Consider the following 22,595-nt stretch of genomic DNA (forward strand, 5'->3'; position numbering starts at 1 on the left):
GAATCCAATTTCAGAGGCACCTTGTGCGCGTTGCGGATCAAGGTGAGCTGCAGGTCAAGTGGACAAGCGCGACCGGGGGCTTAGGACGCCGAATTCATTTCAAGGGCCTTACCCGGTGGGCCAGAGCGATCGGGGGAGGGGCTCCACAAGAGCCAGTCCAGGCAGGAAGCCCTACCCCAGATCCGCGAGCACCTTCTCGAGGAGTCGCTTGAGCGTGCGGGTGTCTCCCTGGCCGAGATTGAGGCAATCGACGAAGGCCATGGGAATCTCCGACGCCTGCTCCCGCAGCGCGCGACCGGTATCGGTGAGACGCACGATGACCCGGCGCTCGTCCTCGGCATCACGCGCCCGCGCAACCAGCCCCTGCGACTCGAGCTTTTTCAGCAGCGGCGTCATCGTACCGGAATCCAGGTAGAGGCGCTGTCCCAGCTCGTTCACCGTGACGCCGTCCTGCTCCCAGAGCGCCAGCATCGTGATGTACTGCGTGTACGTGAGGTTGAGTTTGCGCAGCAGCGGCGTGTACCGTCGCGTGACCGCGCGCGACGCGGCGTAGAGCGGGAAGCAGAGCTGGTTGTCGAGCAACAGCTGAGGGTAGGCGTCGCGTGTCTCCGCGTTCGACCTCGTCGCCTTTTGCAGTTCCTCAACCTTCACGGACCGCATCTCTATTCACCCACTATCGACATTCCGCGCAATAGATTACAACAGCCCCGCGATTGACTGTTCGACAATATCCATTTTTTCGGTGGGTTCAAAGCGAGCAACCACCGTGCCGTCGCGATCGATGAGGAATTTGGTGAAATTCCACTTGATATAGGCCTTGTCGCCGAACTCCTTGTCGACGCTCCGCTTGACGGCGCGCATGGCCAGGGCCTTCGCTCCCTTGCCGAAACTCTCGAACGGCTTCTGCGTGGCGAGGTCGGCGAAGAGCGGCCAGGCGTTGTCGCCGTTGACGTTGCCTTTCTTGAACTGGGGGAAGTCGGCGCCGAAGGTGACGGAGCAGAACTCGTGGACCTCCTCATCGCTGCCGGGCGCCTGGTTCTTGAACTGGTTGCAGGGGAAGTCGAGGATCTCGAACCCCTGGTCGCGGTACTTCTTGTAGATGGCCTCGAGGTCCTCGTACTGGGGTGTGAAACCGCAGCCGGTGGCCGTGTTGACCACGAGCAGGACCTTGCCCGCGTACTCCTTGAGGGAGACCTCGGTTCCGTCGGGTTTGATGGCGGTGTGATCGTAGATGCTCATGGGGAACCCTTTCTCCACGACCGCGGCGCATCTGCCCCGTGGCCATATCTATTAGACAATTAAATTGTACGCAATTAAAATACCGGTAGACAGAGGGAGATTGTTCTTCACCATACCTGCATGGGTCAATTGGATAAGCAGACCTACCGTACCTGCAGGAAAAAAGCTATGTTATTGCAGGGCGCCGCGGCGCTTGGACAGGTTGGGCTCAAATGCGACCGCAGTCCGCCACGCGGGGCTCAGGTGTCAGGCGTTGCCTACCAGGCGGAGAGCCCGGTGTGCGCGGCAAACGGGGTTACCCCGACACGAAAGAATGCGCATGGCGGGGGATTTCACCGATGCGCGCGGAAAACGGAGGGACATGAGGGACACGGATCGCATCCTCGACTTCATGGTGCGGCTCTCGCGCGAGGCCATCCGCAACGGGGCCTCCATCGAGTACGCGATCAGCGCCATGCGTCACATCGCGGCGAGCTACGAACTGAACGACCTGAGCGTGTTCGCCTTGAGCAGCTACATTTCTGTCTCAGCTGAGGCCCCTGGCGGCGAGCATCGCACGCGCCAGATCACGGTTCCCGAGCCTGCGATCCATCTGGCGCGGCTCTGGCGCCTGAATCGTCTCTCGCTCGATGTCTGCGAGGAGGTCCCCGACCCAGCCAGCCTCGACGGCCGCCTGAACCATGCGCTCGAGGCCCCGAGCTACCCGAAGCCGGCGGTCTTCATGGGCCAGGTTATCGCCATCTCGTGCGTATGCATGATCCTCGGCGGCACCGTGGGCGACGCGTTCGCGACCGGATGCTCCGCACTGGTTGTATGCGTCATCTTCGACCTGCTTGAGCGCTGGGGGATCGACCGCATCATCGGCAACGCGGTGGGCATGTGGGCCGCCACGAGCCTTGCGATCATGCTCGTCCGCGCCGGCATCGGCGACAGCAACAGCATGGTCGTGATCTCGGTCAGCCTCCTCATGATCCCGGGTATCCCGCTGGTGAACGCCGTGGGCAACCTGGTGCGCGGTAACGAGCTCAATGGCACCTACCAGCTCATGCGCGTGACGCTCGAGTCGCTGATGCTGGCGCTCGGCACCTATGCGGGGGTCACGATGATGGGAGGGATGGCCGCATGGTAGAGAACCTGATTCTGATCGCCCTCTCGTTTGCGGCGTCGCTCGCGTTTGGTATCGGATTTCAGATCCGCCGCGAGGACCTGGTGATCGCGGGCATCGGCGGTGCCGTGGTGCGCACGGTGAGCATCATCCTTACCGCGCTGATCTCCTCGCATTTTGTGATCGTCGGGATCTCCGCGCTGGCCGCCGGCCTTTTCGGCGGTGTGCTCGCCCGACGCCGCCGCGCCCCGTCGGCCTATTTCGTGTATCCCTCGCTGACCCCGCTCATCCCCGGCGATTTGTTCCACTACGCGCTTGCGGCCATCCTTGTGCGCGATATGGATTCGTTTACGCGGAATGGGTTGGACTGCATGATGTCGCTGCTTGCGATGGCAATCGGCCTGCTCGTGGGCTCCGCGATCTCCGCGGCGGCACGTGGAAAGACGAGCTGCCGCATCGACGAGCGTATGGGCGGCCGCACGCGGTAGCCGGGCGAGCCTGGCAGCCGGCGAGCTCGGTGGCTGGGCGTGCTCGGCAGCTGGTGAGACGGTTTCTCGGGTCTGAGCAGGGAGCATGTGGCGAGTCTCGTTATCTGTGGCCGGCCGTGCTCGACAGCTGGTGAAACAGCTTCTCGGGTCTGAGCGGGGCATATGTGGCGAGCCTCGTTGTCTGTGGCCGGGCGTGCTCGGTAGCCGGCGGGGCAAGTTTCTCGGGTTTGAACAGCGGTCATGTTCTGACGCTTGGTGTTTGTAGCCTGTAGTCCACTGCTTGCCATTCCGCGTCGTTGGTTCGCAGGGGCTTGGAAACGTACTTCCGACGGTGCTTTCATGCAGATTGCTCCCGGGACCGCCTCGAGATGACGTTTCGCTTCCCATCTTGTGCGCGACTGCGCACTGTGCCCGATGCGCCGGCCCGACGGGTGAAAGGACCTACCGGGCCGCGCCACAGGCTTACAAGGGGCCGAAACCTCCTTTCGGCTGTCTCATCATGCAGATCGCCCTCAGGACTGCCTTGAGATGATGTTTTATTCTCGTCCGGTGCAATGCGGCCGCACCATGCGGTGACGGGGGCGCGCCGAGTCCCAGGCGCTGCAATCGGCCCGATGGAGGCGGGGGGGGGTCGGTGCCAACGTTCAACGCACAGCTTGATCGATGCGAGCGTTCAACGCACAGCCTGATCGGTGCAACGCCCAGCGCGCACAGCCTGAGCGGCGGCCGCGCTTACTCAGCGAAGCGTTTTGAAGCGGCATTTGATGGACATTTGTCAGTGTTCAGAGGAGGGGTAAGCGATCGAACCGTGCCCGGCACGGGCTCGCACGAGACTGCTAGTAGAAAATGTCAGATCTGAGTCAATTCACGACGCATTTAGCATGCTTGACAGGCTTCGCGTCGATCATGGCCAGTCGCCACGCCCATATTAAACAACTACTATCAATATATGTTCGTTATGTCTATTCGTCTGAAGGCCATGGGTAGGCCGCGCCAAGTCAGAATGACGCAGATCTGACATTTTCTACTAGGAGATCGGTCGGGCCAAAAACAATGAACCGAAAAAACTTATATTTTGAATAAATAATAGGAATTTGTGAAATCAATCGAAAACGATACGAGAGAGGCCCTCGTGGACGGCTAATCCAGTCGAACGGACGGTACAAATCGGTGGGCTCGGTGCCGTCGCATGATGAGTCGTGCAGGGGGTGCGGCGCCGGCGCATAAAGAGCTGCATCCGGAGGTCACAGTTCCGTTGCACTCATCAGCTGTCAAGTCCATGAGCGCCGCGCCGCCATTTCAAACTTGCCAAGAACGTGACAAAATCCACCCCTTCTGCACCGTTAAACCGGGTGCAGGGTATAACCCCCTCGATAAGGGTGGATACCTGCAGCGCAATATTTCCAGTGTGTCCGCCCACGTTCTCATGACAAGTAGATAGGAGCGGGCAATGAAACATGGGTACGAGATCCTGTCCGATCCGTTCCTCAACAAGGGGACGGCGTTCACCATGGAGGAGCGAGAGCGCCTGGGCCTCGTTGGCCTGCTGCCCCCGCATGTCCAGACCATCGAGGAGCAGGCGGATCAGGCATATAAGGCCTACAGCGCGCAGGAGTCCGACGTCGCACGCCGTCACTACCTCATGGACGTCTTCAGCCGCAATCGCACCCTGTTCTATTACCTGTTCAGCCAGCACGTCGAGGAGTTCATGCCGATCGTGTACGATCCCACGATCGCCCAGGACATCGAGGAATACGGCAAGGCCTATCTCGAGCCGCAGCACGCCGTCTACCTCTCGATCGACCGCGACGACGACATCGAGGACGTGCTGCGCCCGCGGCCGTCACTGCTCGTCGCCCCGCGCGGGACCCCGCTCGCTGATCCCCCGCCGCCCCCCATCCGGGACGCCTCGCCCAGCCGCTCGCGGGAACTTCTCCGCGCCACTGGCGCAGCACGACCCCGACCTCGTACAATGGTGGGATACACAAGCGTGCATCACTTCCGAGGGAGGACGCAATGAAGCGCGTATTCGGCATCGACCTGGGCGGGACCACGGTCAAATTCTCCATCGTCGATGAGGCCGGTCAGATCCACGACCAGTGGGCGATCCCCACCGACGTGTCGGACAACGGCATCAACATCGCGAGCGACATGGTTGAGAACATGCGCGAGAAGATGGCCGGGCTCACCGGCGAGGACGTGCCGGTCGCCATCGGCGTGGGCGTGCCCGGCCCGATCGTGGGCGACGTGGTGGAGCGCGCCGTCAACCTCGGCTGGACGAACATGCCGCTCGGGCGCGTGCTCAAGACCGAGCTCAACATGCCCGTGGCCCTGCTCAACGACGCCAACGCCGCGGCCCTGGGCGAGGTCTGGATGGGCGGCGACCCCGGCAACACTGAGGGCAACACCGTCTTCGTGACGCTCGGCACGGGCGTCGGCGGCGGTGTGGTCATGGACGGGCACGTCATCAACGGCGATCACGGCAGCGCGGGCGAGATCGGCCACTCGCCGGTCCAGTCCGACGAGCGTCGCCCCTGCGGGTGCGGCAAGACGAACTGCCTGGAGTGCTTCGCCTCGGCCGCCGGCTTCGTGAAGACGGCGAACGAGCTGTACGCCCGGGCTGGTTCCGCGCACACGTTCACCTCGGGCAAGGAGGTCTTCGAGGAGGTCGCCGCCGGCGAGCCGATCGCCATCGAGGCTCGCGACGTGACGGTTGAGTACCTCGCCCAGGCCCTCGCGCACGTGGTGAACGTCGTCGACCCGCATGAGGTCATCGTCGGCGGCGGGCTCGCATACGCTGGCGACCTGTTGATGGGACCGCTCGCCGACCGTCTGCGCGACTACGTCTTCCCCGGCGTGCGCGATCGCTACGTGCTGCGCCGCGCCGTGCTCGGCAACGACGCCGGCGCTCTGGGCGCCGCCTACCAGGCCTTCCAGCTCCTTGCAGGTTAAATGCCCAAGGTCACCATACAGGATGTGGCACACGAGGCCGGCGTGGCCCTCGGCACCGTGTCCAACGTGCTCAACCATCCCGATCGCGTTCGCCCGGCCACGCTTGAGCGGGTGCGGGCGGCGATCGACGCGCTCGGCTATGCTCCGAACCAGAGCGCCCGCCTGCTCGCGGGCGGCGGGAGCATGACTTTCGGGCTCGTGTTGCCGCATCTGAACAGCGGGTTTGCCCTGCAGGTGGCGAACGGGGCGCAGCATGAGGCCCAACGGGCCGGGTACGGCATCCTGATCGCGAACGCGTCCGAGGACGCCGCGCTCGAGCGCCGTCACCTGCGCAACCTGGCGGGATCGCAGGTGGCGGGAATTCTGCTGCTTCCAGTGAACGGGGATGTGGACGGCGACGCTTCTGCGCCTGTGAGCATCGGTTGCGCAACTGAGTCGACGAGCACCGCGGCGCCTGCGTCCGCGGGCGGTGGCACGGTCGATCACGCGGAAGCCAGCGCGATGGCGTCATCGNAACGAGCACAGCCTCGAGGGCGGGCGCGCGGGCCAGACGCATCAGGTGTGCCGCACCATCGCCGAGCGCTGCGCGGAGCTGGGCGTCGGTATCTGCGTCAACTCGGATGCGCACCTGTCCCGCCTCATCGGCGGGTTCGACCGGGTGACGTCACTTCTCGAGGAGATCCACTTCCCTGAGGAGCTGATCATGAACCGCAACCGCGACGTGCTCTTGGACGCCCTCGCCGCGTCGGGCGTGCGCTAGGGTAGGGTGCGGCTCAAGCTAACCTTGGTGCTGTGAGCCCCATCGTGCCGGGCTGTCATTTCAAGCGCAGCCGAACACATCTGCCGCGCACGGCGCAGCCATGGCCCCCGGCTCCTAAGCGGAGTGGCTCTCGCGACCGATAGCCACGACCTACGCGGTCTCCCCATGTCAGGGCCGTCGCGGCCAATCGAGCACGCAGCCTGCATCCTTATGAAATCGTAAGGCTTTGACCTGCGAGAACAGGTTCCCTCTTGCTATCCTTTCAACCAACGCAGACAAGGAGGGGCAATATGGCGCAACAGACGGTCGCGGAGGTGCTGCGGCTCACGCTCAAACGGGTGCCGGTCGCCGTGATTGCCCTCCTGGTGATCGCCGTGACGGTGAGCGCTGTCGTCCTCGCGTGCCGCCATGAGCAGAAGCGTCGCAACGAGGGCGCCGTATCCTCGCCGGAGCCAACGCCCGCTGCCTTCGCCGAGGAGATCGGCCGGGGTCGATTCACGGCCACGATCGCCTACACGCTTTTCGGTGCAGAGTCGACGGGCGAGATCAGCTCGCGCCTGCTCTGGGACGACGCCTGGTTCACGGCATCGCCCACCACCTACAACCACGAGCTTGCCCGCGCGGCCATGCTCCTCTCCACCCTCGCGTACTCGGAGTCGGGCTACTACCAGGCGGGTTCGAGCCAGCCCGCCTACATGGAAGGCGCCCTCGCGGCACTCGGCTTCACGCGGGTCTCTACGGAGTCCTACCGGTACCGCAGCGAGGTGGTCGACGAGGTGCTCGATGCGGTCACGCAGGACGCGGACGGCGTTGCCTACACCATCGCGAGCAAGCAGGTGGAAGATGCCGACGGCGACACCCGCGAGGTCATCGCCGTCGCGGTGCGCGGCAGCTACGGATCTGAGTGGCTGAGCAACTTCAACATGGGCGACGCGGCCGATGAGCTCGAGGACGCGGAGCACCACTCGGGGTATCTCGCGGCCGCGGAGGAGATCAAAGCGGAGCTGGACACCTGGCGCTCTCAGGCGCATGAGCAGGGGAGAGAGGTGTCAGTGCTGCTCTGCGGGCACAGTCGTGGCGGAGCCGNAGCTGGCCGCCGCGGTGAGCGCCTGCCTGCCGCGTGGGCCGCGTTATCGCGGGCTTTGCCTGGGCTCCGGCGGTCGACCTTGAAATAGGTTGCGTTTTTGTTTGATATGCATAGCTCGGGCGGTCCTCCGGTCGACGAAAATTGCATTATTGCGAGCTATGCATAGGCTTTAGGAGCCATCCGGAGTAGCTTCAGAGAAACGCCAGCTCAGAGATAGTGCGTTTCTGCGAGATTTGCATAGACGGGTTCATAGCGTAGCGCTTTGCGGCCCAAATCTATTCATAGCTCGAGAAAATGCAAAAACGAAAAGCAGATATCGCTGCGGCAGGGGGTGCGGACGTTTTCCGTGCACGGTTAAGCCGCAAGCCCCAGTCGCGTTGAAGTGATCCGTTACGGCTAACTCGGGTTGCCCTTGCGGGACAGCGGCTAACGTTGCTCTTGTGGGGTAGCAGCAAACGCGCCGCCCCTTACGCCACCCAGGTTACGTTGTCTTTCCGCGGCTTAGCGGCGTGAAGCTCCTTCGCAGGGTATCCGAGGGCGCAGTGGCCAACGCCAAGCAGGCTGCCGTCGGACGGTAGGCCCCACGAGACGAGCAGCTCGCGCCCCTCCGCGCTCTCAAACTCCTCGCGGGCCCGATGGATCCAGCACGACCCAATACCCAGGCTGTAAGCGGCGTTCTGCATGTTGCCCAGGGCGAGCGACCCATCCTCAACCGCGGTCGGCACGCTTGCATCAACCAGGACGACCACGATCGTGGGCGCCCCGTAGAACGGATCACTCGATACGCCCATGATTTCCGCGTTCATCCGCGTGAGCCGCTCGCGGATTTCCTCGTTCTGAACCACGACAAACCGCACCGGCTGACGGCTCATGCCGCTGGGCGCGTATCTCCCGGCGTCCAAAATCTGCTCGAGCTTCTCGCGCTCGACCTGGCGCGGCTCGAAGGCTCGGCAGCTCCGGCGGTTGATCAGGGTTTCCATGGCGTCCATTGGAACTTCCTCTCATGTGCGGTTGGGCGTTCTGCGGATACGCTCATTTTTACCCTTTGAGACGCGCGCTATGGGCGCGTTTGCAAAGGTATGCACGATAGTATAAATATCTATAGAAATATACAATATTGTTGATCGTAAGCGTCGCAGTCGAATCGAAAACTTCCAGAAGTGCGGCAGTGAATCCGGAAAGCTCGGATAGAGCGGCAAAACAAGTGAGGAAACCCCAGGTAAGACGATCTTGAAAACGCGGATACTGACCAGTTTGTAATTCACCGCCGCACTTCTGGAAGTTTTCAACAGCACAGCCCGCATCACGGGTTGCGCCGGCATGGCAGAGCCCCGCTCCCCGCGCGTCCCGTCGTCTGCGCGCTCGAGCGTCGCATCGTAGCCGTTAGCGAACCACACTCCCCACACGCCCCGCCGTCTGTCGGCATCCTGTGTGCATGTCCGTGCGCGGGGCCGTTGCTCGACGATCTCAACCGCCCGCCTAATTCTGAAAGAAAACCGCCTCAGATGCGGGTTAATGGTAAGCAGCCGGTAAAGCTAGCGTCGAACCAACGACGCGCACACCCAAGGAGGCTCCCATGGGACTGAAGGCAGACGAGACGCTTGACGTGAATTTCGAGGAGCTCCTCGCATATCTTCGCTCCAAGACCCGGGTGTTCATGACCACGAACGATCATGACTACTACATCACCCACACCGACGGGTACTGGCGCGCGCAGGACTGCGAGGAGCTGAACGAGAAGGGCCGCTACACCGACTGCTCCGAGCTGGTGACCACCTTGTCTGAGCTCGCCGAGCTTCCGTGGCTCAACGGCAAGAGCCTGCATGATCTCACCGACCAGTCCACCTTCTATGAGTCCATCCAAGAGGGGTGGGTCCGCCCCGAATAGCGGGCGATCCCAAATCAACATGCGCGATGCAGGAGGCGGCATCGCGCTCCGCACCGCCGCGTGGGCCCGACCGCGCGCAGAGACCGTGCGGCGCATGAGCTTTGTAACGCAGTGTCAGCCGCGACGTGCGGAGCAGTTCGTGCTCGCCCGTTATCGAATCCAGATCGTCATGAAGATCCGCTCTACGCGCACCTGAGCCCTAGGGAGTACGGGGTGGTGGGCGCAGAATCGCAGCTGGCATCGCACGCACGGCGTCGCCCTCAGGCGGCGGTGATCGCCAGCCTGTACCGCTCGATCCCGTGCGCGGGTACGCGACTCACCTGCGCACGGGGTCGAATAAGCGGCCCTGCGCGATATCGAGTGAGGCGAACACCTCTCCTGCGCATGGGGCCGAATTATCGGAAACAACTCGCTGGATCGAGATGTTCCGATTTCTCTTTCTATCGACGTAAATGGTTCGGTGCAAACGCAGGAGGACTACCTTTCCTACCACCTCTCCACCTCGGTTGATCCAACTGTGGCCAGCCTCAAGGCAGACGATCTCAGCACACAGGGCGTGTTCTTCACCTGGCAGGACTCATGGGGAGAGAAGCCCGCGGACGCAGATGACTATTTCTATATCGTATGGCTCACCGACCTCCGCCGCGCGCCGAAGTCGACCCAGGCAGACACGCTCAAGATTGAGGATATAGGGGCAACGGTCGAGGACGAGGGGAAAACGGGAGAGGTCATCGGTATGAGGCCCGTTCTGGAGTTCTTCAATGACGTTCCCCACCAGGCTTATGACGCGAGATATCCGAGTATTGCGAAAAACTACGATCCAGACAAGCCAAGTATATTTCCAGTTGTAACACCAGGACCTGGTCGGAGCTCGTATACGAGCACTTACGATCTGAACGGTCATACAAAAGCGCGGTTCAACATCCTCAAGCGCTATCCCGTATCGATACTGGAAGATGCGAAAGAGAGAGGCGTAGATCTAGCGACTGACGGCCTCGAGCTTTCGAACAGCGTGCGCGTTACCGACCAATGGGCGTCGGGGAGCGAGACCTCTAGCGACGTTACAGCTAAAAACCGTGTATGTTCACGACAGCGAAGGCATGCATTTCGTCTGGAAGGAGCGCCAGTCGCACAGTGGAACACTCGGCGCCACGCTCTCCTTGCTGGAGCAAGGAGAGCCAGCCCCCTTGGTCGGGGCGGATTGGGTGCACTGGACCTACCACACCTACACCGAGATGAGCGCACCCAATACAGCGACATGGAACAAGGAGGAGAAGCGGGCTGAGCGCGATGTGCGGACGCTGCGCCTGGAGGAGGGTGACATTTACCGCACGGACAGCGTCAACCCTGAAGCAACCTTCCAAAGCGCTAAATCGAGCTTTGATAAGTTCGACGATGGGGACATTACGTATCGCGATGTATTCTTTAAACTATCCGAGTACGAAGAGCGTTACACCAGCGCGGGCGCCTGGCAGACCGACACCGCAAGCAGTTCGGACTTTTCCCGTTACCGCCCCATTGAGATCTGGACGCGGAAAGCCGGCTCTAGCGAGTACACGCACTACGGAACGGTGGCCGTTAACCCGAGCAATGGTGCGCTTAACTTCAAATCTGATGACGGCACCGTCACTCGGAATGGCGTCAATGAGCTCAATAGAATCCCGCTCCCCGAAAACACGGCCGGGCTGCGCTACGAGCACCAGAGCGACTTCGCCAAGACGAATCTCGATGCGTACACGCTACAGGTTGCGAATCCCACCGATAATATGAAGGCGCTTGCCAAGGCTTATGCGGATGGAACAGGAGCTGGCTACCCGCTTGAGGACGCCCACGCCGATGTATTCATCGGCGATGCCGCGGTGTCGTCAATTGATATGGCGAGCACGCTCATCAAGTCGATTGCTCAAAAGTGGGAGAAGCTCAGCGTTTGGAATAGCTTTGAGATCGGCCGTTATCTTGGCTATAAAGAGGATGTGCCACAGTTTGATGATGACAGCACAAACGGTCTCCAGACCATGACGGTCCGCACGCGTTTTGGCGAGAGTAATAATATATCAGACTTATTCGGGTACAAAGAGTGGCTCGCTCGAGAGGGCTTTCCCAAACGGGGAACCATATATAATCTGCTGCCCGCAGGGACAACGATTGACAAGGCTACAATCGACCTGCACAGCCATGGGCGATCTAAGGACAGTGAGACCAATCAGGCTCAGATCGCCGTCACCCCGGAGCTCATTGAGAACTGGGAGGGTTCCGGGCAGACGATGCTCAAAGTGAGCTACACGCTGCCGGATGATTTCTTTGACACGCCGTTCCCATTGTCGAGACCATATTTCGTCCTTTCCTACGACCTCCAAAACACCTATGAGAACATTGCCGATCGCGGGACGGATGTGGTGATCACGGCCGCGCTTGTTTCTGAGGATGAGGACGTCTCGATGACTCGGGGCGGTGGAAGCGGTTTCAGCAGTCTGAAAGAGAAGGATGCCTTCAAGTCGATCGAGGAGGAGGCACAGGAGGGCTTTAAGGCCCTTTACGCGCAGACGACCCTGAGCTTCAATCCCGTATCGGTGAGCGAAGCGGGGGCGACGAAGAAGGTTCGCGAGGATGGCAACGGTGGGCGCTTCGAATCGACCGCTGAGGTCCACCGAGGCGCCGGCTATACCTATCGCCTTGTCTACACAACTCAGTCGAGCACGCGCGCGGACTCGCTCGTGATGTACGACGTTCTCGAGAACGGTAACGATACCGAGGCATCAGGCTGGCAAGGGACCTTCGATTCCGTTGATCTCACGGCGCTGGAGGGGAAGGCCTCCAGCACTACGGGTAAGAACCTGAAGCCGAAGGTTTTCTACGCGACTACCGCGCCGACCGAGCTCGACGTCGACGATCGCACGGTGTGGAGCGAGACCGAGCCAGCCGACAAGTCCTCCGTCAAGGCCATCGCCATCGACCTGCGTGAGGACGTCGACGGCAACCCCTTCGTGCTCGAGAAGGGCTCGTCGGCTGTCGTCTACGTGCGCATGAAGTCCTCGACGGATAAGTCTGATGTGGGCAAAGCAGCATTGAACATGCTGCAGATCCGCCAGCGTCAGTTCTCCTCTACGACGGCGCCGGACTCGCAGGAAACAACGATGCTGAAGTCCAACGCCCAAGTGACCCTGGTGGACGCGGACGTGTCCATCTCCAAGACGGCCGACCCTGCGGGTGGCGCGGCCGAAGCTCCCGCCGCGGTGGGGAACGCGAAGGGCACCCCGATCACGTACACGGTGGCGGTGACGAGCGGGGAGTCCGACTACACCGTGAACGACGTCGTGGTCGAGGACGCGATCCCCGCAGGCCTCGCCTTCGAGCTCGGCGACCTCCGCCTGACCTCCACCGACGAATCCCGCGGCTGGGGAGAGGGCGTCGCGCTCGCCGGCGCGGCCGGCGTGACCGGCTCGTACGAGGGCGGTAAGCTCAAGGTCAAGATCGCCTCGCTCGCCCCGGGCGAGACGGTGACGTTGACGATCCCCACGAAGCTCGCCGCCGATGTGGTGAAGACGACGGACTTCGTGAACCAGGCGGCGATCACCTCGGTGCTGGGCGCGCCGACTGATATCAAGAGCGACCAAGTGGCGCACCGGGCGACGCGCACCTACACCCTGGACTACCAGGTCGCGGGCGACGACACCTACGGGGTGCCTGCGGGCGCGACCACGCCCGACTCGGTCTCGAACATCGAGTACAACACCGACCAGGCGCTCGCCGATCCGCTGACCACGACCGCCACCACGGCGACGCCCGTCGCCGACGGCGACACGGTCCCCGGCCGCTGGACCTTCTCCGGCTGGTTCGAGGCGGCCGACGGCACCGAGGCCGTCACCTCAAAAACGGTCACCTCCGACGCCACCGTCTACGGCCGCTGGACGTTCATGCCCACGCGCGACGTCACGGTGACGAAGGTCTGGGCCGACGACGGCAACCAGGACGGCATCCGCCCCGAGAACGTCACCCTGCACCTGAGCGCGAACGGCACCGATACGGGTAAGGTCACGCCGGCCCCGGTGAAGAACGGCGACACCTGGACCTACACGTATGCCGGTCTCGACGCCAACGACGCGGACGGCAACCCCATCACCTACACCGTGACGGAGGACAAGGTCGACGGGTACACCACGGCGGTCGACGGGCTCACGGTGACGAACGCCCACGCGCCCGAGACCGTCAGCATCCCGGTGCAGAAGATCTGGGTCGACAGCGGCAACGCCAAGAACCAGCGCCCCGGAAGCGTGACCGTTCAGCTCAAGGCCGACGGCGAGGACGTCGAGGGCAAGACCCTCACCCTCACGCCTGATGGCGACTGGAAGGACACCTTCAAGGGCCTGCCCAAGTACAAGGCGGGCGCGGTCAAGCAGCTGGTCGAGTACAGCGTCTCCGAGGTCACGGTGCCCGGGTACACCTCCGTCGTCTCGGGCAACCCCGATGCCGACGGCTTCAAGGTGACGAACACCATCACCGGCAAGGTCTCGGTCGCGGTCACCAAGGACTGGGCGGGCATCGACGATTCCGCGGCCCCGGCTGTCAAGGTGCAACTGTTCGCCGACGGCACGGCCACGGGCGACCCTGTGGTCCTCGACGGCAACGCCAACGACGGCTCCTGGAGCCACACCTTCACCGACCTACCGCAGTTCAAGAATGGCGCGGAGATCAACTACACGGTTGCCGAGCTCGACGCGGACGGGAACAAGATCGCCGAGGGCGGCACCCTCACGGCCGATGGCCATGAGTACACGGTCTCCACGAAGCAAGCCGAGTTCGGGACCAACTCCTGGACCGTCACAAACACGATGAAGAACCCCACGGTCAAGGTGGACGTCACCAAGATCTGGTCTGATGCCGAGAACCAGGACGGCATGCGCACCGATACCGTGTCGGTGGCCCTCAAGGCCAAGGCGGGCAACGATGATCTGACCCCGTCGCACCTGGACGGCAAGACGGTCGACCCGATCACCTTGAACGCCACAGGTGAGTGGAAGGGCTCCTTCGAGAACCTCCCCACCTACGACAGCAAGGGCCGGACGATCGCGTACACGGTCGCGGAGGACAACGTTCCCGACGGCTACACCGCTGCGGTGACCGGCACTGCCGCCACCGACTTCACGGTCACGAACACCCACACGCCGGGTAAGACCAGCGTCCAGGTCGCCAAGACCTGGGCGGACGCGGATAACCAGGATGGCATCCGCCCCGACAAGGTGACGGTCCGCCTGTACGCCGACAACGTCGACACCAACAAGACGATCGAGATCACACCCGCCGAGGACGGCACCTGGACCGGCTCCTTCACGGACCTCGACGCCAAGAAGGCCGGCAAGGCCATCGCCTACACGGTCGCGGAGGACAACGTGCCCGAGGGCTACACCGCCGCGGTCACGGGCGACGCCGCCACCGGCTTCACGGTCACGAACACGCACGACCCGACCAAGCGGGACATCACCGTCACCAAGGCCTGGGACGACGCGGACAACCAGGACAACAAGCGCCCCGGCTCCGTGACCGTGCGCCTCTACGCCGACGGCTCGGACACCGGGAAGTCCAAGGTGCTCAGCAACACCAACGGCTGGACCGCCACCTTCGACGGCCTCAATGTCAACAGGGTTGACGTCGAGACGGGCAAGGGCGGCACCGCGATCGCCTACACCGTCATCGAGGACGAGCCGGGCAACGGCTACGCCTCCAACGCAACCGCCGCCGAGCCCCTCGCGGTCCCCGCGGACGGCAAGGTCACGGTGGTGAACAGCCGCACCCCGGAGACCGTCAGCATCCCGGTTGCCAAGAGCTGGGTGGATGACGACGACGCCAAGGGTCTGCGCTCCGAGAGCGTGACGATCGATCTGCTCGCGGACGGGACCCCCGTCGCGGGCCAGGAGCTCATGCTGAGCGCCGACGGCAACTGGGCCGGTTCGTTCACCGGCTTGCCCAGGTACAAGGTCGGCGCGGTCGGCCAGCCGGTCGCCTACACCGTGGCCGAGCGGGCGGTCGAGAACTACGGCTCCGTCATCTCGGGCACTGCGGTCGACGGCTACACGGTGACGAACACCATCGAGGGCAAGGTCTCGGTGGCGGTCACCAAGGCGTGGAGCGGCATCGACGCCGACGCAGCCCCGGCCGTCAAGGTGCAGCTGCTCGCCGACGGCACGGCCGCGGGCGACCCCGTCACCCTCGACGGCAATGCCGAGAACGGCTTCTGGAGCCACGTCTTCGAGGACCTCGATCAGTACAAGGACGGCAGGGAGATCGCTTACACCGTCGCCGAGCTCGACGCGGACGGTGAGCAGATCGCCGAGGGCGGCACCCTCACGGCCGACGGCCATGACTACGCGGTCGCCGTGGCGCAGGCCGCCGACGGCTCGAACTCCTGGACGGTCACCAACACGATGGAGAACCCCGCGGTCGAGGTTGACGTGGCCAAGGTTTGGGACGACGCGGAGAACCAGGACGGCATCCGCCCCGAGACCGTGACGGTCACCCTCGGGGCCGAGGCCGGCGGCGAGGCCATGGTCCCGTCGCACCTGGACGGCACGGCGGTGGGGCCGATCGAGCTCACGGCCGACGGGTCGTGGGAGGGCTCCTTCGAGGACCTGCCCACCTACGACAGCAAGGGTCGGGAGATCACCTACACCGTGGCCGAGGAGTCTGTGCCCGAGGGCTACGAGGCCGAGGTCACGGGTGCGATGGAGGACGGCTTCACCGTCATCAACGCGCACGAGGTCGACAAGCGCGACGTCGCCGTGGCCAAGGTCTGGGACGACGCCGACAACAAGGACGGCATCCGGCCCGACAAGGTGACGGTCCGCCTGCTCGCCGACGGCGGGGACACGGGCAAGGTGCTCGAGCTCACCGCCTCGGACGGCTGGAAGGCCTCCTTCGAGGGCCTCGACGTCAACAAGGAGGGCAAGGAGATCGAGTACACGGTCTCCGAGAACGCGGTCGAGGGCTACGAGAGCGCCATCGCCGGCACCATGGCCGACGGCTTCACCATCACCAACAGGCACGAGCCCAAGCCGGTCACGGGGAAGAAGAAGTCCCTGCCGAAGACCGGCGATTCGACGGCACTCTTCGCCATCTCGGCCGCGACTGCAGGCCTGCTGGCACTCGCCGCAGTGCTGCGCCGTCGCCGCCGCGCGTAAGTGAGAAACGCGCCGGCCTCGCACCCGGGGCCGGCGCGGTCGCGGCGCCGAGGCTGGCGCCTGCCCTGCGATCTGGCTGGTAGAGAGCCTGCTCACAGTTCACCAGCTAGACCGCGGACGACAATCCACAGAGAACAAACGGGCTGCGGACGGAAACCCCATCCGCAGCCCGTTTGTTCTCGCGCACTCAATATTGGACGCATCGATGCCCCGCTCGATACCATGCGCTGCCGTTTCCCAGACGCACTCAGTTTTGACCGCGTTACTATCCACGGCGGGCGCCATACGTCGCCGTTTCCGATGTGCACCACATGTAGCGATATCTTCGGTAGGATACCATGCGCTGCCGCTTCCGATGCGCACTCAATGCCGCTAGGCTCGCCGCTCAGCCTCTGCGCCGGCGCGTTGCAGCGCTGGCGCCTCGCATCGCTGGTTAAATTGGGCCCGAAAACATACTCGCGACGACGCTCTCATGCAAAACGTCCTTGGATCTGTCTCAAGATGATGTTTTGCCCGCATTTCATGCAAAATGTCCTTGGGACCGCCTCGAGAAGACGTTTTGCCCCCATCCCGTTTCCGTGTCGGCCAGGAGGGTGTGGCTCGCCTCATGCGTAATCAAAGTTCTGGTCAAAATTATCAACTTCCGGGGCAAGTCAGCTCCAGGGTTTCTGAAACTGAATAACTATATATAGTCATCTACTTTAGTTGCACATGGATAGCTGTTTACACAATGTCATCTCGAACGGCCCCGACGAAGAGTCGTCCTAGACTGCGCCCACAGTTGCCCCGGAAGTTGATGTTTTTGACCACACCTGGAGAAATCAATAATATATAACCCCTCTTTAGGGGCAAGGAAGTGTCACGCCTCAAGCGCGCCAACCGAAAGCCCCTACGCGACGGTCCCGCTCAGCATCCGACAGCGCTTGATGCACCGGGGCACGCGTTCGCAGAGATCCTCAATGTCCTGCTCAGAGACATCATCGGCGAGGGAGAGGCGCAGCGTCCCGTGGTTCCAGCGCGGGTCGGTGATCCCTAGGGCCTGCACCACGTGCGATGGCTCGGTCGAGCCGGTTGCGCAGGCGGAGCCCGTCGCCGCCGCCACGCCCGTGCGGTCGAGGAGGACCATCAGGAGCTCGCCATCCACATCGTGACAGATAAACGAGGCGATCGAAGGCAGGCGGCGCCAGGCGGCGGTCTCGGTCGCAGTTCCTTCGCCATTCCCCGGGTCAGTAGTCCGGGCACCTGTTGCGCTATGAGACGGCCCAGCAAGCCGAGCACCGTCCCCGTCACCCCACGGCCCCGTCACCCGCACGTCGTCCACCCCATCAAGGACCGCGCGCACCAGGCGGTCCCGCAGACTGGCGACGCGCTCCGCCCGCTCGTCCAGGCCCTCGCACGACTCTTCAAGAGCCGCGACCATTCCGGCAGCCCCCGCCAGGTTCTCCGTGCCCGCCCGCTCGCCGCGTTCCTGGGCTCCGCCGACGATCAGCGGCGGGATCGAGAAGCTCTCCCGCAGGTACAGGGCACCGACGCCATGGGGGCCGTGGAACTTGTGGGCCGAGAGTGAGAGCGCCTCCACCCCGAGCTCTTCAACGGACACGGGGATATGGCCTACGGCCTGCACCGCGTCGGTGTGGAACGGGGCCTCGAAACGGTGCGCGCAGGCCGCGAGCGCCCGGATGTCCTGGACGGTGCCGACCTCGTTGTTCGCGAGCATGATCGACACGAGGGCGATGCGGTCCACTGCCCGACTGAGCGCATCTTCGAGATCTGCAACGCGTACGAACCCGCGCTCGTCGACCGGCAGGCGAACCACCTCGACGCCCTCCCGTTCGAGCGCATCGCAGCAGTGGAGCACGGCATGGTGCTCGATGGCGCTGGTGATCACGCACGGCCGGACACCTGCGCCCGCCTGGTCGCGAAACCGTTGCACGGCCCCGCGCAGCACCCAGTTGTCCGACTCGGAACCGCCGCTGGTGAGGTAGACCTCGCCCGGGCGCGCCCCCAGGAGCCCGGCCAGGCGCGACCGCAGATCGCCGAGCGCCTCGGCCGCCTCGCGCGACACCCGGTGGATCCCGCTTGGGTTCCCGAAGGTGCTGGTCAGATACGGCATCATGGCCTCGAGCGCGTGGGGGGAGAGGGGGGTGGTGGCTGCATTGTCGGCGTAGATGTAGCGGGTTTCATCGGACATGGGTGCTCCGTTGCGTGCTGTTTGACTGCTCTGCCCGGGCTGTGAGCATGCGTATGTGTGCCGCGTTGAGCTTAACGCAGATGAAGCGGGTCGACCATATGCGCGCCGGCTCTCGGTAGAAGGCGCTGCCGTCTCCATCGACGCGCAGGCGCAGCCGTGCGCGGGACTCATATCGCGGGGAATGCGGCGCAGAGTGTCCTTCTCCAGTGCTCAAGCGCAGTCGGGCCTGCCGTGCTACCTCAGGAAGAAGAACCACACGAGCGCGAGCGCGATGGAGAGCAAGACCAGAATCGCCAGCGCAAGGTGGGTGCGGCGCCGCCTGCGGTCTTGCCGGGAGGTGAAGATTGCCTTGCCAGATTGCGGCGTCAGCAGGTAGCGATCATAGTGCAACGATGATCGGCGGCGGAGGGATCCGGTTGAGCCAGGAGCCGGGGGCTCGACGCTGCGCCGACGTCCCTCCTGCGGGGTCCGCGGCAGGTAGCTCGGATCGGACGTTGCCGTGCCCATGTGCTTACGCCCGCTGCGCTGCTGTTCAAGCGTGGTGTAACGGTCGATGGTGGCGTAGTCGGCGGCCGTGTCGTCGATGGGCTCTTGCGAGATGTGTGGAGACCGCCGTTCGAACGGGACGCGGCGGGCCGGCGCGTTCTCGGGGTTGGCATCGCGCGGCGTGTTGTCGAGGTCGGCCATAAGATCCTCTAGACGGAACAGGAAAATGACGTGCCAACATTGTATGCGGGGCCTGTGCAAGTTCCAACGAGTTGCCTGTGAAAGGCGGATCGTCTCCACAGGTCAGCCCATGCGCCCAGCTCAGCGCCTCCTCGTGAGCCCATATCTAAGTAATGCTGACTTAGATTTGATGATACTATGACGCTTAGGAAATCTTCTCAAACGCGAATAGAAAAACCGCCGCAGGGCATAAACAGGACTGTCAACGAGGTCCGTAGCGCCGAAGCGCTGCGGCGCAAGAAGGAGTGATTGATATGGCAAGCTTGGTTCCGTATCGCTCAATGTTTGGTATCCGCCCGATGGTCCCCTCGTCCCTGTTCGATGTGGTGGACGACATGATGGACTTCGGCAGCACCAGTCTGGCCTCTAAGGCTTTCCCGGTAGATGTCGAGGACAAGGGCGATGCCTACGAGGTCAAGGCGTACCTCACCGGCGTGAGCAAGGAGAACATCGACGTCGAGCTCAACGAGGGCCGTCTCTCCATCTCCGTGAGCGTGGAGGAGAAGGAGGAGGACAAGGACAAGAACTACCTGCAGCGTGAGTTCACGTCCTACAGCGCCACCCGTGGCGTCTACCTGAAGGATGCTTCGAGCGAGGGGCTCTCGGCGCAGTACGCTGACGGCGTGCTGACCGTGTCCGTGCCCAAGATCGTCGAGAAGCAGAACATCACCAAGATTGCGATCGACTAACGTTCGGCAGCATCGCATGTGATCAGCGCCTCCGTTGAGTGAGGTCGCAGGAAAGCGGCTCGGGGCCACGGCTCCGAGCCGCTTTTGCGTGCCGCCCAGCCGCCCAGCCGCCCATTTTTACGGGTCGAAATGGGCTGCAACCTCGTACGGCGGTTTTCAGAGGCTAGGTGGGAGGTCGGGTCTTTCGGTTTGGTGTGGGTTTTCGTTTTTGCGGACGAGTTCTCGTCGGTTTGGTGTGGGTTTTGCCGGGAAGCCTGAGTACACCGAAGATGAGCAAGGCTTCTACCTGGTGATTCTTTGCATTGGAAGCTTGCTCTACTCGACGACGCACCTAAAACCCACACCAAACCGAAGAAAAAACTGCAGCATTTGGCAAAACCCACACCGAGCTGGATCCCTGAGCGACGTAAAGGCCCCGTGCCACCAGCGTGGCCCGCAGCGGTCGCGCGTATCGCGGTTTGCCGGCAAAGTGAAGGCCCTGCGCCCCAGCTGGCAAAACGATGTGTGCTCGGACAGCACGACAGGGGACCACTGGACGTGGGAGAGGAATCTTAGCCGTTCGCGATGGCCATAGGTGACTCTATTGAGTCGTGCATGGATGCGCGAGTGGCGTCTGCGGGCGGTGTACGACGTCGAATTCACGTCATTCGACCCGGGCGTCGGTGAAAAAACACGCCTTTGGTACAGGTTTGAGGCTGCTGCGGTGAAACCTCTTCAGTTTGGTACAGGTTTTAGCGAGACCCTCAAGTAGCGCAGGGCTGTGACACAAAGAAACAGCAGGTTGGCGCTGCGACAAAATCTGGGCTACTTCAGCATCCCGGAAAAACCTGTACCAAACTGAGGAGGTTTGCACGTCGAATCTAAAAACCTGTACCAAAGTGGCTTGGTTTGCACCCTGGACCCGAGAGGGCGAGTCAAAGTGACCGGTTCAATCCGAGGCTGCGGTCCGGAGTGGCCGGCTCGTATCCGAATCAGAGTGCGTGGGCCGAGGCAGCCTGGTATGCACCTCGGACTCGAGGCCCGGGCCAGGGCGTCCCACCGAGGGCGAATTCAGGCTGGGCACCCCACCCACTGCAACCACTCTAGCAGCGGAGTCACGCCTAAGACGTGCCCAGGGCCCATTCCGCTACCAGATAGAGATCGGGATGTTCTGCCCCGCCGCCCGAACCGAAAGTCTCGGGCCATCGCCGCGCGCCAGCGTCGCAGACGTCCCAAGCTCATCATCAAGCGACGCCCCGAGCGCCTCCGCAAGAGCGCGCACCGCAAGACTCGGGCGGTTGTTCTCCTGCGAGATGTGCATCGCAACAACCTGCTCCGTCCGGTTGAACACGAGGGAGGTCACCGCCTCGGCTGCCTGTGCATTGGAGAGATGGCCCCGCGCCGAGAGGATCCGATCCTGCAGCATGCGGGGGTAGGACCCAGTGCGGAGCATCGGGACGTCATGGTTGCTTTCGAGCGCGAGGATCCGCGCGTCGGCGAGCAGCCGCAGGGCATCGGGCGGCAGTGTACCGGTGTCCGTGGCGTAGCCGATGGCGTCGCCACCATAGGAGAACCGGAATCCCGTGGGGTTCACCACGTCGTGCGTGGTGGCGAACGTCTCAACGCGCACGCCGGCGATCTCGAGCGTCTCGCCAGGCTCGAAAGCGCAAAATGGCAGGCAGCTCAGGTACGCCCGCGTGTCGGCCGTTCCCTCGCTCGCGAACAGGGCCCCGTCGAACCGCTTGCACCAGACCGACACGCCGGAGACGTGATCCGAATGCTCGTGCGTGAGGACGAGGGCCTGAACACGGGCTTCGTCGAGGTTGAGCTCGTGCATGCGGCGCAGGACCTCACGGCGGGAGAATCCATCGTCGATCATGATGTAGCCCTCGGGCCCCTCCACGAGCGCGCAGTTGCCCTTCGACCCGCTGCCGAGGATATGGAGGTGCAGGGCGCGACCGGAGTTTCCCGATGTAGGGTCCACGCCCAGATGGGGTATGAGAGGGGTTTCTGGCATATTGGCATTGAAGGAGGGGCCGCGGGCGGCGTTGGCCTCGCGGGAAGCGCTGCGGACGGCAGCGGCGCTGTCGGGCGTGTCATCGCTAGGGGCACTGCTTCTAGGAGCATCGGCGCCAGGGACGTCTCCGTCGGAGGGCTCTCCGCCAGGCACGCCGCCGCGCTCAAGGGCGCCCCAGCCAAGCGCGTCCGCGTCAGGCCCGCCGGCGCCTCCATTGCTGCGGATGCCGTCCCCAAGTGCGCCGGCACTCCAGGGGGCGCCATCGTCGAGGGCACTGCCCCCACCGCGAAGTCCGTCTTCGC

The 22,595-nt window shown here is 63.2% G+C and carries 17 protein-coding genes and 1 pseudogene; 11 read left to right on the top strand and 7 right to left on the bottom strand.

Annotated features, from left to right (window positions below):
- Positions 1-171: 171 nt before the first annotated feature.
- Both CAP13_RS06650 and CAP13_RS06655 read right to left on the bottom strand, forming a co-directional pair.
- A complete protein-coding gene (locus CAP13_RS06650; protein WP_281248998.1) occupies positions 172-651 on the bottom strand; it encodes a MarR family winged helix-turn-helix transcriptional regulator in 480 nt (159 codons plus the stop codon).
- A 45-nt stretch (positions 652-696) separates the two neighbouring features.
- On the bottom strand, positions 697-1,239 hold the full coding sequence (locus CAP13_RS06655; RefSeq protein ID WP_085830839.1) for a glutathione peroxidase: 543 nt from the start codon (positions 1,237-1,239) through the stop codon (positions 697-699).
- 361 nt (positions 1,240-1,600) lie between these two features.
- Here CAP13_RS06655 and CAP13_RS06660 point away from each other — a divergent pair, with 361 nt between their 5' ends.
- From CAP13_RS06660 to CAP13_RS10510, 7 genes and pseudogenes are all read left to right on the top strand, one after another.
- Complete coding sequence (locus CAP13_RS06660; protein WP_179184985.1) at positions 1,601-2,368, top strand: threonine/serine exporter family protein; 768 nt, start codon at positions 1,601-1,603, stop codon at positions 2,366-2,368.
- Entirely contained in the window at positions 2,362-2,832 is a 471-nt protein-coding gene (locus CAP13_RS06665) for a threonine/serine exporter family protein (RefSeq protein ID WP_085830841.1), read from the top strand. Before CAP13_RS06660 ends, CAP13_RS06665 begins: the two co-directional genes overlap by 7 nt.
- Positions 2,833-4,282: 1,450 nt before the next feature.
- Positions 4,283-4,852 carry an NAD-dependent malic enzyme gene (locus CAP13_RS06670; RefSeq protein ID WP_085830842.1) on the top strand — a complete coding sequence of 190 codons (570 nt, stop codon included), beginning with the start codon at positions 4,283-4,285 and terminating at the stop codon, positions 4,850-4,852.
- Entirely contained in the window at positions 4,849-5,784 is a 936-nt protein-coding gene (locus CAP13_RS06675) for an ROK family protein (RefSeq protein WP_085830843.1), read from the top strand. The genes CAP13_RS06670 and CAP13_RS06675 overlap by 4 nt, the downstream gene beginning before the upstream one ends.
- A pseudogene (locus tag CAP13_RS10300) lies at positions 5,785-5,922 on the top strand (LacI family DNA-binding transcriptional regulator); the annotation flags it as partial.
- A gap of 421 nt (positions 5,923-6,343) precedes the next feature.
- The gene (locus CAP13_RS09965) at positions 6,344-6,544 is read left to right on the top strand and encodes a PHP domain-containing protein (protein WP_179184978.1); all 201 of its coding nucleotides are present in this window, start codon (positions 6,344-6,346) and stop codon (positions 6,542-6,544) included.
- A 695-nt stretch (positions 6,545-7,239) separates the two neighbouring features.
- Complete coding sequence (locus CAP13_RS10510; RefSeq protein WP_425429845.1) at positions 7,240-7,719, top strand: lipase family protein; 480 nt, start codon at positions 7,240-7,242, stop codon at positions 7,717-7,719.
- A 379-nt stretch (positions 7,720-8,098) separates the two neighbouring features.
- Here CAP13_RS10510 and CAP13_RS06690 read toward each other — a convergent pair whose 3' ends face one another.
- Both CAP13_RS06690 and CAP13_RS10090 read right to left on the bottom strand, forming a co-directional pair.
- On the bottom strand, positions 8,099-8,620 hold the full coding sequence (locus CAP13_RS06690; RefSeq protein WP_085830846.1) for a nitroreductase family protein: 522 nt from the start codon (positions 8,618-8,620) through the stop codon (positions 8,099-8,101).
- Positions 8,621-8,632: 12 nt separating this feature from the next.
- A complete protein-coding gene (locus tag CAP13_RS10090) occupies positions 8,633-9,028 on the bottom strand; it encodes a hypothetical protein (protein ID WP_218775321.1) in 396 nt (131 codons plus the stop codon).
- A gap of 179 nt (positions 9,029-9,207) precedes the next feature.
- On the opposite strand from CAP13_RS10090, the gene CAP13_RS06695 reads away from it, so the two are divergent.
- From CAP13_RS06695 to CAP13_RS06700, 3 genes are all read left to right on the top strand, one after another.
- Positions 9,208-9,519, top strand: a complete 312-nt coding sequence (locus tag CAP13_RS06695; protein ID WP_085830847.1) for a CDP-alcohol phosphatidyltransferase — start codon at positions 9,208-9,210, stop codon at positions 9,517-9,519.
- A 19-nt stretch (positions 9,520-9,538) separates the two neighbouring features.
- The gene (locus tag CAP13_RS09970; protein WP_179184986.1) at positions 9,539-9,715 is read left to right on the top strand and encodes a hypothetical protein; all 177 of its coding nucleotides are present in this window, start codon (positions 9,539-9,541) and stop codon (positions 9,713-9,715) included.
- 904 nt (positions 9,716-10,619) lie between these two features.
- Entirely contained in the window at positions 10,620-16,691 is a 6,072-nt protein-coding gene (locus tag CAP13_RS06700) for a Cna B-type domain-containing protein (protein WP_085830848.1), read from the top strand.
- An 889-nt stretch (positions 16,692-17,580) separates the two neighbouring features.
- Here CAP13_RS06700 and CAP13_RS06705 read toward each other — a convergent pair.
- Positions 17,581-18,882, bottom strand: coding sequence for a cysteine desulfurase family protein (locus CAP13_RS06705; RefSeq protein WP_085830849.1), 1,302 nt, complete (start codon positions 18,880-18,882; stop codon positions 17,581-17,583).
- A gap of 234 nt (positions 18,883-19,116) precedes the next feature.
- The gene (locus CAP13_RS06710; protein WP_085830850.1) at positions 19,117-19,569 is read right to left on the bottom strand and encodes a hypothetical protein; all 453 of its coding nucleotides are present in this window, start codon (positions 19,567-19,569) and stop codon (positions 19,117-19,119) included.
- A 293-nt stretch (positions 19,570-19,862) separates the two neighbouring features.
- Here CAP13_RS06710 and CAP13_RS06715 point away from each other — a divergent pair, with 293 nt between their 5' ends.
- Entirely contained in the window at positions 19,863-20,297 is a 435-nt protein-coding gene (locus tag CAP13_RS06715; protein WP_085830851.1) for an Hsp20 family protein, read from the top strand.
- A 1,126-nt stretch (positions 20,298-21,423) separates the two neighbouring features.
- Here the strand turns inward: CAP13_RS06715 and CAP13_RS06720 are convergent.
- Positions 21,424-22,293, bottom strand: a complete 870-nt coding sequence (locus CAP13_RS06720) for an MBL fold metallo-hydrolase (RefSeq protein ID WP_085831154.1) — start codon at positions 22,291-22,293, stop codon at positions 21,424-21,426.
- Positions 22,294-22,595 lie beyond the last annotated feature (302 nt).

The sequence above is a fragment of the Collinsella vaginalis genome, from assembly GCF_900176655.1.
Classification (GTDB): Bacteria; Actinomycetota; Coriobacteriia; order Coriobacteriales; family Coriobacteriaceae; genus Collinsella; species Collinsella vaginalis.

What these genes read in the sequence shown, in the direction of transcription:
- CAP13_RS06655 (WP_085830839.1), bottom strand. Translation starts at nt 1,239, where the DNA reads ATGAGCATCTACGATCACACCGCCATCAAACCCGACGGAACCGAGGTC.
- CAP13_RS06660 (WP_179184985.1), top strand. Translation starts at nt 1,601, where the DNA reads ATGAGGGACACGGATCGCATCCTCGACTTCATGGTGCGGCTCTCGCGC.
- CAP13_RS06665 (WP_085830841.1), top strand. Translation starts at nt 2,362, where the DNA reads ATGGTAGAGAACCTGATTCTGATCGCCCTCTCGTTTGCGGCGTCGCTC.
- CAP13_RS06670 (WP_085830842.1), top strand. Translation starts at nt 4,283, where the DNA reads ATGAAACATGGGTACGAGATCCTGTCCGATCCGTTCCTCAACAAGGGG.
- CAP13_RS06675 (WP_085830843.1), top strand. Translation starts at nt 4,849, where the DNA reads ATGAAGCGCGTATTCGGCATCGACCTGGGCGGGACCACGGTCAAATTC.
- CAP13_RS06690 (WP_085830846.1), bottom strand. Translation starts at nt 8,620, where the DNA reads ATGGACGCCATGGAAACCCTGATCAACCGCCGGAGCTGCCGAGCCTTC.
- CAP13_RS06695 (WP_085830847.1), top strand. Translation starts at nt 9,208, where the DNA reads ATGGGACTGAAGGCAGACGAGACGCTTGACGTGAATTTCGAGGAGCTC.
- CAP13_RS09970 (WP_179184986.1), top strand. Translation starts at nt 9,539, where the DNA reads ATGCGCGATGCAGGAGGCGGCATCGCGCTCCGCACCGCCGCGTGGGCC.
- CAP13_RS06700 (WP_085830848.1), top strand. Translation starts at nt 10,620, where the DNA reads ATGCATTTCGTCTGGAAGGAGCGCCAGTCGCACAGTGGAACACTCGGC.
- CAP13_RS06705 (WP_085830849.1), bottom strand. Translation starts at nt 18,882, where the DNA reads ATGTCCGATGAAACCCGCTACATCTACGCCGACAATGCAGCCACCACC.
- CAP13_RS06710 (WP_085830850.1), bottom strand. Translation starts at nt 19,569, where the DNA reads ATGGCCGACCTCGACAACACGCCGCGCGATGCCAACCCCGAGAACGCG.
- CAP13_RS06715 (WP_085830851.1), top strand. Translation starts at nt 19,863, where the DNA reads ATGGCAAGCTTGGTTCCGTATCGCTCAATGTTTGGTATCCGCCCGATG.
- CAP13_RS06720 (WP_085831154.1), bottom strand. Translation starts at nt 22,293, where the DNA reads ATGCCAGAAACCCCTCTCATACCCCATCTGGGCGTGGACCCTACATCG.